This is a genomic window from Pseudomonas sp. PS1(2021), from assembly GCF_020405165.1.
Lineage (GTDB): Bacteria > Pseudomonadota > Gammaproteobacteria > Pseudomonadales > Pseudomonadaceae > Pseudomonas > Pseudomonas aeruginosa.
The window spans coordinates 7,565,382-7,578,924 of record NZ_CP084484.1 but is presented as its reverse complement, the minus strand read 5'-3'; the positions used below and the strand labels follow the sequence as shown (position 1 = coordinate 7,578,924).

General features: G+C 63.4%; 10 protein-coding genes. 4 read left to right on the top strand and 6 right to left on the bottom strand.

Going from position 1 to position 13,543, the window contains the following annotated elements:
* Nucleotides 1–112 precede the first annotated feature (112 nt).
* A complete protein-coding gene (locus LE197_RS35945; RefSeq protein ID WP_003122116.1) occupies nt 113–1,108 on the bottom strand; it encodes an NADP-dependent oxidoreductase in 996 nt (331 codons plus the stop codon).
* A 190-nt stretch (nt 1,109–1,298) separates the two neighbouring features.
* On the opposite strand from LE197_RS35945, the gene LE197_RS35940 reads away from it, so the two are divergent.
* Nucleotides 1,299–2,213: an AraC family transcriptional regulator gene (locus LE197_RS35940; RefSeq protein WP_073666463.1), complete on the top strand. Its 915-nt coding sequence runs from the start codon at nt 1,299–1,301 to the stop codon at nt 2,211–2,213.
* 51 nt (nt 2,214–2,264) lie between these two features.
* On the opposite strand, the gene LE197_RS35935 is transcribed toward LE197_RS35940, so the two are convergent.
* The 5 genes from LE197_RS35935 to guaB form a co-directional block, all read right to left on the bottom strand.
* Nucleotides 2,265–2,993, bottom strand: coding sequence for an MFS transporter (locus LE197_RS35935; RefSeq protein WP_003453717.1), 729 nt, complete (start codon nt 2,991–2,993; stop codon nt 2,265–2,267).
* A 472-nt stretch (nt 2,994–3,465) separates the two neighbouring features.
* Complete coding sequence (locus tag LE197_RS35930; protein WP_003453720.1) at nt 3,466–4,428, bottom strand: SDR family NAD(P)-dependent oxidoreductase; 963 nt, start codon at nt 4,426–4,428, stop codon at nt 3,466–3,468.
* 639 nt (nt 4,429–5,067) lie between these two features.
* Entirely contained in the window at nt 5,068–6,645 is a 1,578-nt protein-coding gene (locus LE197_RS35925; RefSeq protein ID WP_016852508.1) for a hypothetical protein, read from the bottom strand.
* 306 nt (nt 6,646–6,951) lie between these two features.
* Nucleotides 6,952–8,529, bottom strand: coding sequence for a glutamine-hydrolyzing GMP synthase (gene guaA, locus LE197_RS35920; RefSeq protein ID WP_003105901.1), 1,578 nt, complete (start codon nt 8,527–8,529; stop codon nt 6,952–6,954).
* A gap of 79 nt (nt 8,530–8,608) precedes the next feature.
* Nucleotides 8,609–10,078: an IMP dehydrogenase gene (gene guaB / locus LE197_RS35915; RefSeq protein ID WP_003092702.1), complete on the bottom strand. Its 1,470-nt coding sequence runs from the start codon at nt 10,076–10,078 to the stop codon at nt 8,609–8,611.
* A gap of 263 nt (nt 10,079–10,341) precedes the next feature.
* On the opposite strand from guaB, the gene LE197_RS35910 reads away from it, so the two are divergent.
* From LE197_RS35910 to LE197_RS35900, 3 genes are all read left to right on the top strand, one after another.
* Complete coding sequence (locus LE197_RS35910; RefSeq protein WP_012613656.1) at nt 10,342–11,319, top strand: helix-turn-helix transcriptional regulator; 978 nt, start codon at nt 10,342–10,344, stop codon at nt 11,317–11,319.
* A 134-nt stretch (nt 11,320–11,453) separates the two neighbouring features.
* Complete coding sequence (locus LE197_RS35905) at nt 11,454–12,350, top strand: transporter (RefSeq protein WP_003162436.1); 897 nt, start codon at nt 11,454–11,456, stop codon at nt 12,348–12,350.
* A gap of 12 nt (nt 12,351–12,362) precedes the next feature.
* On the top strand, nt 12,363–13,520 hold the full coding sequence (locus LE197_RS35900) for an MFS transporter (protein WP_003113817.1): 1,158 nt from the start codon (nt 12,363–12,365) through the stop codon (nt 13,518–13,520).
* The last annotated feature ends 23 nt before the right edge of the window (nt 13,521–13,543 follow it).

Here is a 13,543-nt window from a genome sequence, read left to right as displayed (position 1 = left end):
TTTCCACGCCCACAAGGCGAGTTCTCGCTCGGAACAAATACACTCCCGCTGACCTGCAGCAAGCAAAAGAGCTCCCCAGCGCCAGCGGCGGATCGCTGGTCGCGGACTGCGCTCAGGCTACCTTCACGATGCGCTTGCCGAAGTTCTCGCCATTCAACAGGCCGACCAGAGCCGCCGGCAGGCTTTCCAGTCCGTAGAGCACATCCTCGTATACCTTGATCTGCCCGGAGTCGACCCATGCCTTGAGATCGGAGAGCGCCCGCTCTCTGCTCTCGAGAAAGTCGCCAAGAAGGAATCCGCGCAACGTCAGGCGCTTGATGATGAGCAGCCCGGGGATCCCGGCAGGACCGGCGGCGGGTCGGTCCAGGTTGTATTGCGAAATCGCGCCGCAACAGGCGACCCGTCCATGCTCCGCCATGTTCGGCAGACAGGCATCGAGGATTGCACCGCCGGTGTTGTCGAAATACGCGTCGATCCCGTCCGAACAGGTCCGCCGCAAGTCATCGGCCAGCGTCCCCGTCTTGTAGTCGAGTGCCGCGTCGAAACCCAGTTCACGAACCAGCCAGGCGCATTTGCTGGCGCCTCCCGCAATGCCGACAGTACGGCAGCCCCTGATCCTGGCGATCTGCCCAACGATAGAGCCGACGGCACCGGCGGCGGCTGACACCGCCAGCGTTTCGCCCTGCATCGGCCTCACGCATTCGAGAAGGCCGAAATAGGCCGTCAGGCCTGCTACGCCGTAGACGCTGAGCAGGTGCGTGAGGGGCTCGAGGCGCGGCAGCCTGATGAGCCCGGCCGCCGGCACGACCGCGAAAGTCTGCCAGCCGGTCTCGGCACAGACCAGGTCGCCGGGCTGGAACGACGCCGAGCACGATTCCACCACCTCGGCCAGCCCCAACCCCGCCATCACCTCCCCGGCCACGAGGCCGGGGCGATAGGTCGCGCCTTGCATCCAGGCCCGGCTGGCGGCGTCCAGCGATATGTACAGGACACGAAGCAACAGCTCACCGTCGGCCGGAACCGGACAACGCACCTCCCGCCCCTGAAAATGCCGGACAGCGAGCGCAGTCCGGGGAAGCTCGCTCAGAACGATCTGACGGTTGATCATCGCTTCTCTCCCGCCGCGAGAGCGACACTGTCGCTGGCCTCACCGCCGAAAGCGGGAGGCATGTGAAACTGTCTGTCGTGCATGCTGTTCTCCGAGTCGATGGCAACCTGATGCAATCTCATTGTGAGAAAACATCTCCGGACTTAGAATGCAAAAAACTCCTATCTTCTATCGCGATCGTCCAGCATCAATGGATCCTCTCTCCGAAGTCCTTTCCCTGGTCAACAGCCAGGACTCCTCCTTCGGCGCCCTGAAGACCGGCGGCGATTGGGCACTCCGCTTTCCGGCACCGGAAGGTGTGAAGTTCAACGTGGTAGTCCGTGGCGCTTGCCTGCTGGCCACCGACGGCATGGAAGAGCCGATCCGACTGGAAGCGGGCGACTGCTTTCTGGTGTCCTGCCGCAGTCCGCTGCTGGTCGGCAGCGATCTATCCCTTCCCGCCGCCGACGCCACGCTGCTCTACCGAGATGCCCCTGACGGCGTCGCGCACTATGGGGAAAGCGAGGATTGTTTCCTGATCGGCGGTCGCTTCGCCTTTGGCGAAGAAGCCAACCTGCTGTTCGACGGGCTGCCTCCGGTGACCGTCGTGAAAAGCGATTCGGACCAGGCATCCGTACTGAGCTGGGCGCTGCACCGACTGGCCCATGAGTTTTCCTGCCCGTCACCCGGTAGCGCGCTGATCGCTCACCACCTGGGCCACATCATGCTGGCGCAGGTGCTGCGCCTCTATCTCGCCGGCAAGGGCAGCGACACGCCCAGTTGGCTGCTGGCGTTGTCCGATCCGCGCATAGGCGCGGCGATCCGGGCGATCCACGCCGAGCCGGCCAAAGTCTGGACGGTCGAGCGCCTGGCCGACGTAGCGGGTACCTCGCGCTCCACGCTGGCCCTGCGTTTCAAGCAAACCGCGGGACTGGCGCCGCTGGAATATGTATCGCACTGGCGTATGCAATTGGCGGCTCGCGCCCTGCGCGACAGCAAAGCGACGATTTCCTCGATCGCGCAAACCCTGGGCTACGGCTCGGACAGCGCCTTCAGCAACGCCTTCAAACGCATCATGAAATGCTCGCCCAGAGACTATCGCAGCCGGCAGGCCAGCAGGGTATAGCGCTCGGCGAACCGCCCATGCGGCAGGTTCCCCGAGCGGTCGAGCGCATGGTCAAACGACCGACGGAGCTTGCCACGGTATCTTTCCCGCCCGAAGGATGATCCCGATGGCCAGGACCACGCACGCGCCGAAGGCATAACGCAGGCCGAACGCTTCGGAGAGAAAGCCGATCAGCGGCGGGCCGATCAACGTGCCCAGGAATCCGATCGTCAGAACGGCTGCGATAGCCGAACTCGGCGCCATGCTCGAGGAGCGGGCGGCGGCCCCCGCCACCAGCGGAATGACGGTACAGATGCCGAGACCGACAAGGCAGAAGCCAATGATCGACGCCAGCAGGCTCGGATAGGCGATCGTCGTGACCATGCCGATCAAGGCGAGCCCCCCGCTCCACTGCAAGGTGCTGCGCGTACCGAAACGGTCGGCGACTCGGTTCAGCAGAAGCCGGCCGACAGTCATGGCGCCCATGAACACCATGAAGCCGACTCCGACCAGTTGCCGCTCGGCCGAGACCACGTCCTGGAAATAGACGACGCTCCAGTCATACATGATGCCTTCGCAGGCCATCGAGAAAAAAACGATCAGCCCGTAGTTGAAAAGCCTCCTGTCCGGCATCGTGAAGGCCCGCCCGACCCGCTCCGCGCCAGGCTGGTCGTGGAGAAAGCGCCAGCAGGCCAGGGCGGCCAGGAAGGCGATCACCGATATCACGCCGAAATGCGTGGACAAGGCAAAGTCCTGCCCGATCATCAACGCCCCGAACCCGGCGCCGACGAATCCCGCCAACCCCCATATACCGTGGAAAAACGGTAACTCGGTCTTTCCGATGAGCGCCTCCGACAGGCTTGCCTGGGTATTCGCTATAGGAGAACCCCGATACGAACAACAGAGCAGCAAGCTGGTAGACGCTAGAAGCCAAGGGAACCAACAACAGCAGAACGGCGTTCGCGAGAATCGCCGTTACTCCAACGTTTCTGCTGCCGAGCTTCGCGATCATCCAGCCGGATACCGGCAACGAGAGCACCACCCCGGCCGACATGGCGAAAAGCGCACTGCCGAACACCCCGTCGGAAAGCTGGAGTCCGTCTTTTATCGTGGCCATCCGGGAGCTGAGGCTCCCCAAAACACAATCCGAGCATGAAGAACATGCCGGAGATGGCAATACCTTTCCCTACGCTGCTGGAGGTCATTCGATCGATCCCGGTGCTTGTTTGATGGACAGAAAGCGCGGTATCCGCGACGTCTTCCGTGTGCTCGACTAGGACGCGAATGCGTCGATCCCGGTGAGCGTCGCCGAAAGCCTCCAGAGGCGGCGGGCCTGCTCCGGATCGATCGCATGCTCGCGTACGCCGGCCAGGGTGCGCGAGTCGTCCGGCGCGATGCCTGCGATGTCGCAATCCTCGCAGTAGAGCCCGCCCATCCCCGCCAGCAGCGGAGAGGTCGCAGCCCACAGCTGGGTGGCAGCCCCCTGCTGCGGGGTCTTGAGCGTGTCGGGGCTGGCCGGATTGCCGGCTTCGTCCATCCAGCCCAGGGCGATCATCTCCGCCCGTGGAACATGGCGTTGCAACGGTGTGGCGATGCTGCCCGGATGCAATGCGAAGGCATGCACACCCCTCTCGCGACCCAGCGCATCCAACTGGATGGCGAACAGGGCGTTGGCAGTCTTCGACTGCGCATAAGCCAGCCACTTGTCGTAGCCCCGTTCGAACTGCACGTCGTCCCAGCGGATCGCCGAGTAGTGGTGCCCGGCGGAGGACACGGCGACCACTCGCGCGTCATCCGCGAGCGACGGCCACAAGAGGTTCACCAGGGCGTAGTGGCCAAGGTGATTGGTCGCGAACTGCGCTTCCCAGCCCGGGCCTACGCGGGTCTCGGGACAGGCCATCACACCGGCGTTGTTGATGACGATATCGGCACGACGGCGCGAGGCGGAGAAGGCCTCGGCGAACCGACGCACGCTGGCCAACTCGGCCAGGTCGAGCGCCTGCACCTCGACTTCGTCGAGCCCGAGCAGCGCCTCCCTTGCCACATCCGGTCTGCGCGCCGTAACAATGACCCGCGCGCCCGCGTCGGCCAGCGCCTTCGTGGTTTCCAGGCCAAGACCGGAGTAGCCGCCGGTCACGATGGCGGTCTTTCCGGAGAGGTCTCGCCCCGCCATCACCTCGCTGGCCTGCGTTTTCGCTCCGAATCCCGAATTGATGGGGGTTTGCCTGATAGCCATGAGAACTCTCCTCGCATGCGGAAGCGGCCAGGCGGATAGCGCTGGCTCTTGGGACGAGGGTCATTATCGAAGTGGAAAACTGGATTCCGAATGCAGCGGAATCCAGTTTCCTATCGAGATCGTCCGATCCCGTAAGCAGCTGTTTCATCACCGCTGCAAGAAAAGCACGGGACGGCGCAGAATTTGCTGTACGTTGGCGAACTCGCCAACAGCAGCTGAAGCAGGAAAAATTGATATCAACCCCAGGGCCTACTAACTAGGCAGCTGTACTAAAACTGGGGGCAGGTCACTCCACCGAACACTTCCGGGAAGGCATGGAACACAATGACGGAAAGCACCGCCACTGCGCGCAAGCCATCAATATCAGAGCGATACTTTGGTGGATAACCGTTCGACATGAGCCTGACTTGTACTTGCTTGTTGAAGCCGCTCCCTCGCTTGCTCGGGAATAGGTAAAACCACAGAAGCTTCCGCCGCCGAGCGAAGAAAATCGATGGCTAACATCACAAATTCGCCGGCCTGCCAAGACGCATACATAGAAGACGGCGACCTGTCGGCCACCCTGCCCCATGTGCGTCTCTACGACCAGTAGTCGCTCCGCCCAGTTCGTGGGTAACTTGCTGGCGACGCGGAAATGGCTCAGCCCTTGCTGAGCAGCCTGGCCACCAAACGGCGATACCCCGCCAGAAGCGAAAATCTGTCCTGGTAGAAATCGAGGATCATGGTTTGCCCATGAATGTCGATGGTATGCGGACCGCGTGCGTCCTGGAACGCCAGGTTTGCTACACGCTTCTCCGAATAATGCTCTGGATCGAGCACCTCGATTTCGTTTACGGCCAGACTGCTTCCATAACCATAGGAGTTGTTCTGACCGAACCGGTAAAGCTTTCCTCCCTCCTTGAAGATACGCCCGCCCATTCGTGCGGAGCCGGGATTCATCACCACAGGGTTACAGGGATGGGAAGTGTAGGGTCCTTCCAGGCTCTCGCCGACATAAAGATAAAGGTTGTCCGAACCTGATACCGCCTGGCCGCAGAACAGGTAGTACCTGCCCCCGTGTTCGAAAAGCGTGCCATCCAGAATCCGCTCACCCTCCATTCCCTGGAATAGCTTCTTGCTCTCCAGAGCGAAAGGAGGAGGCAGAAGACAGGGAGCGGAATGAGAGGCGACTTCCGGTATCAGATATTCGACACCAGACGCCTCGAACGAATAGGGATAGGAAAAATGATTCCCCTTCAAGATCACACGTGAAAAGTCAAGACTCTGGGCCTTCAATTCAATGATTTCACCCAGACCGTTGCTAGCATTCAAGGCTTCGAGACGTATCAGCTTACCGTCCGCACTAAAGAAAGGATCGGCGTAGAAAGTATACCCCTTCTCCACCTTCGGAATCTTTCCTGCTGAGACGGACAATTCTTGCAACGAAGGAATATCGTTGTAAGGAAGCGCAACGACATTCCATTTTTTTTCGAAAAACGCCCCGTACGATAGCCGGGCAAGCCCCCGGAAGATAGTCTTGCAGAAAAACTTGAAGACGGTGAAATTGCTGGGCAGACGGTAGTTTTTGCCCAGCTTTTCTAATACCACCTGCTCTCCCCGAGAGTAATTGACAAGCGCCTTGCGAAGCAGCACGACCGAATTCAGATAAAAGTTTCTTGAGGTTTTCTTGTAGGAGTGGTGATGAACCTTGGAGTACCCGCGCACCAAGACCTCGCCGGCGTCCAGTTTGTTGGAGAGCTTCTGGACTATGATCCCGACGCTGTCTGCATTTTCATAGATCTCATAAAAGCCCGCGGGCCGCCCCCTGTAGTACTCTGGATCGCCATGGTGGTAGGAAAGAATGTCCAGCCTCTGCAATCCTCCATCGATGCGGAGCAGAGACATGCCAAACTTGATGACCAGCTTTATTCCCTTATCCAGAATTCGGGCGCAGACATCTTCCGGGATGCGCTGCCAGGCCCCTTCGTAATCAGAATCGAAATGAATGACTTCTGAGCCACGAGAGTCTAACTGCACTCGACGAGTCATATCATTCTTCAGGGAAAGAATATTGAGAAAATAATACCCGCAATGCTTGATGACACTTTTCTTGGTCGCGCTATTACGACAACTGAGAACCAATTGAATATCAAGATACTCAGAAGAGTCTTCAATCGCCCGCTTTTGCCACTCACTCAATGAAAGATCATCAACAATCAACGCGGCCTTTATTTTCATCCCGAAACTCGCCTCTGAAACAATGAAACCCCAAAAATGCTGCGAAATTTCGACAGCCCCGAGAAACCGACACTTTTCACTGAAAAGCTGCCATGACAATTAGCAAAGCATCATTAAAGCGAAGCAGTATATCTCATGATCGACGGGCCGATTCAACCGTAAAACGGCCGTTAAACAGTTGCCGGACCACCAGCCAACGCTATACAGACATCATTTGGCGGAGCCACAAGGCTTTCGGCGGAGCCATAAAAGACAACGGCCTTACGGCCGTTGTCTTTCGGATGAATCACCAGGGAAGAAGTGGCTTCACTCCCACTCGATAGTCGCCGGTGGCTTGCTCGACACGTCGTAGGTGACCCGGGAGATACCGGCGATCTCGTTGATGATGCGGTTCGAGACCTTCTCCAGCAGTTCGTAGGGCAGGTGCGCCCAGCGCGCGGTCATGAAGTCGATGGTCTCCACCGCGCGCAGGGCGACGACCCAGGCGTAGCGACGGCCGTCGCCGACCACGCCGACCGATTTCACTGGCTGGAACACCACGAACGCCTGGCTGGTCTTGTGGTACCAGTCGAAGGCGCGCAGTTCCTCGATGAAGATGTGGTCGGCCTGGCGCAGCAGGTCGGCGTACTCCTTCTTCACCTCGCCGAGGATGCGCACGCCCAGGCCCGGGCCGGGGAACGGGTGGCGGTAGACCATGTCGTAGGGCAGGCCCAGCTCCAGGCCGATCTTGCGCACTTCGTCCTTGAACAGTTCGCGCAGCGGCTCGACCAGTTCGAACTGCATGTCCTCCGGCAGGCCGCCGACGTTGTGGTGCGACTTGATCACGTGGGCCTTGCCGGTCTTGGCGCCGGCCGACTCGATCACGTCGGGGTAGATGGTGCCCTGGGCGAGGAACTTCACGTCCTGCAGCTTGGTGGCTTCTTCGTCGAAAACTTCGATGAAGGTGCGGCCGATGATCTTGCGCTTCTCTTCCGGGTCGGCGACGCCGGCCAGGCGGCCGAGGAACTTGTCCTCGGCGTTGGCGCGGATCACCTTCACGCCCATGTTCTCGGCGAACATGGCCATCACCTGGTCGCCTTCGTGCAGGCGCAGCAGGCCGTTGTCGACGAACACGCAGGTCAGTTGGTCGCCGATGGCCTTGTGCAGCAGCGCGGCGACCACCGAGGAGTCCACGCCGCCGGAGAGGCCGAGCAGGACCTTGGAGGAACCGACCTGGGCGCGCACGGTGGCGATGGCGTCGTCGACGATGTTCGAGGGGGTCCACAGCGCGGCGCAACCGCAGATGTCGAGGACGAAGCGCGAGAGAATGCGCAGGCCCTGCTTGGTGTGGGTGACTTCCGGGTGGAATTGCACGCCGTAGTAGGCGCGGGCATCGTCGGCCATGGCGGCGATCGGGCAGCTCGGGGTGCTGGCCAGGATGTGGAAGCCGGCCGGCATCTCGGTGACCTTGTCGCCGTGGCTCATCCACACGTCGAGGCCGAGCACGCCGTCGTCGTCCACGTGGTCCTCGATGCCGTCCAGCAGGCGCGCCTTGCCGACCACGTCGACGCGGGCGTAGCCGAACTCGCGCAGGTCGGAGCCCTGCACCTTGCCGCCCATCTGCTCGGCCATGGTCTGCATGCCGTAGCAGATGCCGAACAGCGGCACCTTCAGGTCGAACACCGCCTGCGGCGCGCGCGGGCTGTCGGCTTCGTGTACCGACTCGGGGCCACCGGCGAGGATGATGCCGCGCGGCGCGAAGGCGATGATCGCCTCGTTGCTCATGTCGAAGGGATGGATTTCGCAATACACGCCGATCTCGCGCACGCGGCGAGCGATCAGTTGGGTGTACTGGGAGCCGAAATCGAGGATCAGGATACGGTGGGCGTGAATGTCTTGGGACATGGCCATCTCTCGCTACGGAATTCGAAAACGACACGGGGCTGAATCGAACAGCCCCGTGCAGCACTCATTTCAATCAGCCTCAACCAACCCGGTAGTTGGGGGCTTCCTTGGTGATCTGGACGTCGTGGACATGGGACTCGGCCATGCCCGCGCCGGTGATCCGGACGAACTGCGGCTGCGTGCGCATCTGCTGGATGTCGGCGCTGCCGGTGTAGCCCATGGCGGCGCGCAGGCCGCCCATCAGCTGGTGGACGATGGCGGACAGGGCACCCTTGTACGGCACGCGACCCTCGATGCCTTCCGGCACCAGCTTCTCGGCGCCGGCGGAGGCGTCCTGGAAGTAGCGGTCGGACGAGCCCTGGGAGCCGGACATGGCGCCCAGCGAACCCATGCCGCGGTAGGACTTGTAGGAACGGCCCTGGAACAGCTCGATCTCGCCCGGCGCTTCCTCGGTACCGGCGAACATCGAGCCCATCATCACACAGTAGGCGCCGGCGACCATGGCCTTGGCCAGGTCGCCGGAGAAGCGGATGCCGCCGTCGGCGATCAGCGGTACGCCGGTGCCTTCGAGGGCGGCGGCAACGTTGGCGATGGCGGAGATCTGCGGCACGCCGACACCGGCGACGATGCGGGTGGTGCAGATCGAGCCCGGGCCGATGCCGACCTTGACCGCGTCGGCGCCAGCCTCGGCGAGGGCCTTGGCGGCCTCGGCGGTGGCGATGTTGCCGCCGATCACCTGGACGTCCGGGAAGGTCTGCTTGACCCAGCGCACACGCTCGATCACGCCCTTGGAGTGGCCGTGGGCGGTGTCCACCACCACCACGTCGACCCCGGCGGCGACCAGCGCGGCAACGCGCTCGCCGGTATCGGCGCCGGTGCCGACGGCGGCGCCGACGCGCAGGCGGCCCTGCTCGTCCTTGGACGCCAGCGGGTAGGTCTTGGCCTTCTCGATGTCACGGAAGGTCACCAGGCCACGCAGGTAGAAGTTCTCGTCGACCACCAGCATCTTCTCGATGCGGTTCTCGTAGAGCTTGGCCTTCATCTCTTCCAGCGGGGTGCCTTCGCGGGCGGTGACCAGCTTGTCCTTCGGGGTCATGATCGCGGCGACGGTATCGCCGGCGTTCGGCTTCACCCGCAGGTCGCGACCGGTGACGATACCGACCAGCTCGCCCTGCTCCACCACCGGGAAACCGGAGAAGCCGTACTCGCGGGCCATCTGCAGCAGTTCGATGATCTTGGTCGAGGGGGTCACGGTGACCGGGTCGCGGACGATGGCCGTTTCGTGCTTCTTGACCTTGCGGACTTCCGCGGCCTGCTGCTCGATGCCCATGTTCTTGTGGATGATGCCGATGCCGCCTTCCTGGGCCATGGCGATGGCCAGGCGGGCTTCGGTCACGGTATCCATCGCGGCGGATACCAGCGGAATGTTCAGTTCGATGCCGCGGGTCAGGCGAGTTTTCAAACTCACGTCCTTGGGCAGGACTTCGGAATAACCGGGGATCAGAAGGACGTCGTCGAAAGTCAGGGCTTCTTGACTGATTCGCAGCATGGCGGGCGCTCCCAGACGGGAAAAATGGAAGCGCGACATTATACCCAGCCACGCGCTTCCGCTCAACGCAGTTGATCGCCGAAAACGGCGAATGGGCAAATATCTTGCAAGGCGCCCGCCAGGCCCCGTTCCGCCTGTCCTATCCCGCATTTGCAGGATGGCAGCGCGGCGGCGGATGGCCGGATACTGCGTACGTCACCCAGCGACCGCCCAGGCGGCGGGACGCCGATTCCAAGAACTATAAAAGTGGGACGGGGGAGAGAATGAAAGGGAGCACTGACCCGCATTCGTCATCCGCAGCCTTGCTCGCGGCGTTCGGCGCCGCCGTGCTGGATATCAACCGGCTGGCGCGCGACAAGACCCTGGAGCGTTTCCATCGCACCGCGCTGGAACGTCTGCAGCAACTGGTGCCGTTCCAGCGTGCCTGGTGGGGCCGCGCGGCGCTGATCGACGGCGTGCCGGTGGAGCACAGCGCACACCTGTTCAACCTCGAAGAGCACTATGTCGAGGACTGGAAATCGATCAGCCACGACGACATCACCGTCGGCCTGGTACACGCCCGCCCGGGCACCGCCGTGGCCGTCGACATGCAGGCCACCGCCGGGCTGCGCTGGCTTGGCGCGCGTCACGACATCGGTGAGCTGCTCTGCGTGATCCACGTCGATCCGATCACCCGCCTCAGCGACCATGTCGCCCTCTATCGCACGCCTGGCGGCCCGCCCTTCGCGGACCAGGAGAAGCTGCTCCTGGGGCAACTCTCGGCGCACCTGGCCGCGGCCGTCTCGGCCAACCAGATCCGTACCCTGGTGGCCCTGCGCGAATCCCTCGAACGCCAGGCTCTGGCCATGGCGGTATGCGATCGCTACGGCGTGCTGCATTGCGCCGAACGCGGCTTCGTCGACCTGCTGCTCGGCGCCTGGCCGGGCTGGACCGGCCCGCAGCTGCCGGAGGAAACCAGCCCGCAGGGCTATCGCGATACGCGCCTGGTGATCGACTCGCGGCAGGTCGGCGACCTCTACCTGCTCACCGCGCGGCAACCGAGCGCGATCGAACAGTTGAGCAATCGCGAAGGCGACGTCGCCCTGCTGTTCAGCGAAGGCAAGACCTACAAGCAGATCGCCCGCGACCTCGGCCTGGCGCCGAACACCGTGCGCCATCACATACGCACCATCTATTCCAAGCTCGGCGTCAACGACAAGGCGAGCATCGCCCACCTGCTGCACCAGTTCCCGCCTGGCTGACAGCCCTCCACCCCTGCCATCACCGCTTCGACCGCCCCGCCAAGGGCGGCATGGGCGCCCTTTCGCCTGCGAAAAGGCGCAACCACCACCGGCGCGACGAACGCCGGGCACACAACGACCGGGGAGACCGACACATGACCCACCGCACCGCCTCGATGGCCGCACCGACCGCCAGCGCCCTCGCGCTGCTCGGCATCCAGCTCCTGCTGGGCGCCGAAGCCGGCGCCGCCGACCTCAACGCCCGCGACTTCTTCGGCGCCCCAGCAGGCACCACGCTCGGCGTGCTCTACCTGCCGGCGACCCGCGCCCATGAGTTCCACGGACCGGCCGATCGCAACGGCAAGGCCGAACTGAAGACCAACGCGATGGCCTACCGCCAGGTGTTCTTCAGCGACATCTGCGGCACTCTCTGCACGCCGCAGTTCATCATTCCCTTCGTCGACATCGATGCGCGCCTGCCCGGCAGCGCCGGGCATACCGGCGAGACCGGTTTCGGCGATCCCCAGGTCGGCGGCACCCTGTTCTTCATCAACGACCCGGAACGGCGCCGCTACAGCGGCCTGCTGACCCTGATCACCCTGCCGCTGGGCGAGTACCACGCGAAGAACCCCGATGTCTCGCCCGGCGCCAACCGCTGGGGCGCCACCTTCGTCTACAACTACACCCAGGGCATCGGCCGCGACTGGGTGCTGGAAGCCAACCTGGAAGCGCAGTTCTACGCGAAGAACGACGACTACTTCGGCAGCGACCTGGAACAGAAACCGCTCTATCGCCTGCAAGCCTTCGCCTCCTACGACTTCAGCCAGAGCACCTACGGCGCCCTCAAGCTGGTGCACGCCGATGGCGGCGAACTGAAGCTGCAGGGCCATACCCTCGACGACACCCACCAGCGCTACACCCAACTCGGCTTCGAGCTAGGCCACTGGCTGGACCGGCGCAACAGCCTGATGTTCGGTCTCTCGCGCAACGTCGCCACCGACAATGCTTTCCATGGCAGCCAGGCCCTGTTGCGCCTGGTCCATGTGTTCTGAGGAGGCGCAGCCATGAGCGCTTCCGACAAGACTCTCGCCAGCGCCTCTCCGGCGTCCGGCAACCTCGCGCTGCTCGCGGCCATCGTGGTGTTCGCCGCGATCACCCCGACCATCCTGATGACCGCCCCCGCCGTCGCCGCGCAACTGGCGACCCAGTGGCAACTGAGCCCGGCGCGGGTCGGCGACCTGTTTTCGGTGGAGCTGGGCGCCATGAGCCTGGCGACGCTGCCGGCCTTCCATTGGCTGAAACGTGTCGATTGGCGCCACGCGGCGCTGCTCGCCGGCCTGCTGTTCATCGCCGCCAACCTGGCCTCGGCACTGGCCGGCAGCTACCCGCTGCTGCTCGCCCTGCGTTTCTGCAGCGCCCTCGCCGGCGGCTCGCTGATGATCCTCTGCCTGTCCAGCGCCGCCAGCACCGCCACCCCGAGCCGGGTCTACGGGCTCTGGGTGATGGGCCAACTGGTGGTCGGCGCCGTCGGCCTGGCACTGCTGCCGGCGCTGTTCGAACGCTTCGGCCTGGCCGCCTGCTACCTGTTGCTGGCCGGCCTGATGGGCCTCGCCCTGCCGTTGTCGCGGGCCTTCCCCAGTGGCAGCCCGCCAGCGGAAGCCCGCGCCAGTACCGGCGCGGTTCACTCGCGACTGCGGGTCGGGCTGGGTATCCTCGCCGTGCTCACCTTCTATATCAGCCTCAGCGGCGTCTGGACCTTCATCGGCGCCATCGCCGAAGGCGCGGGGATCGGTGCCGGCGCCAGCGGCGAGGTACTCGCCGTCGCCACCCTGATGGGCATCGCCGGGGCGGCCTGCGCCTCCTTCATCGGCAACCGCCTGCCGCGCGACCTGATGCTGCTCGGCGGCTACCTGGCGATGGCCGCGGCGATCCTCCTGCTGATCGGCCAGCCACCGCTGGCGCGCTTCGCCCTGGCCGCGCTGCTGTTCAAGTTCACCTGGACCTTCGCCCTGCCGTTCATCCTCGCCTGCCTCGCCGACCTGGACCGCTCCGGCCGCCTGATGAATGCCTCCAACCTGGTCATCGGCGGCGGGCTGGCCATCGGCCCGGCGCTGGCAGGACGACTCATCGAAGGCAGCGGCGGTTTCCTCCCGCTGCTGCCGATCGCCGCCGGCCTAGCCGCCCTCTCGCTGCTGCTGGCCCTGGCCTGCCGGCCACGCTGAAACCCTTTCCCGAACCACGGATA

Bases quoted from the DNA above. Each gene is read 5' to 3' on its own strand.
- LE197_RS35945 (WP_003122116.1), bottom strand. From the start codon at position 1,108: ATGATCAACCGTCAGATCGTTCTGAGCGAGCTTCCCCGGACTGCGCTC.
- LE197_RS35940 (WP_073666463.1), top strand. From the start codon at position 1,299: ATGGATCCTCTCTCCGAAGTCCTTTCCCTGGTCAACAGCCAGGACTCC.
- LE197_RS35930 (WP_003453720.1), bottom strand. From the start codon at position 4,428: ATGGCTATCAGGCAAACCCCCATCAATTCGGGATTCGGAGCGAAAACG.
- LE197_RS35925 (WP_016852508.1), bottom strand. From the start codon at position 6,645: ATGAAAATAAAGGCCGCGTTGATTGTTGATGATCTTTCATTGAGTGAG.
- guaA (WP_003105901.1), bottom strand. From the start codon at position 8,529: ATGTCCCAAGACATTCACGCCCACCGTATCCTGATCCTCGATTTCGGC.
- guaB (WP_003092702.1), bottom strand. From the start codon at position 10,078: ATGCTGCGAATCAGTCAAGAAGCCCTGACTTTCGACGACGTCCTTCTG.
- LE197_RS35910 (WP_012613656.1), top strand. From the start codon at position 10,342: ATGAAAGGGAGCACTGACCCGCATTCGTCATCCGCAGCCTTGCTCGCG.
- LE197_RS35905 (WP_003162436.1), top strand. From the start codon at position 11,454: ATGACCCACCGCACCGCCTCGATGGCCGCACCGACCGCCAGCGCCCTC.
- LE197_RS35900 (WP_003113817.1), top strand. From the start codon at position 12,363: ATGAGCGCTTCCGACAAGACTCTCGCCAGCGCCTCTCCGGCGTCCGGC.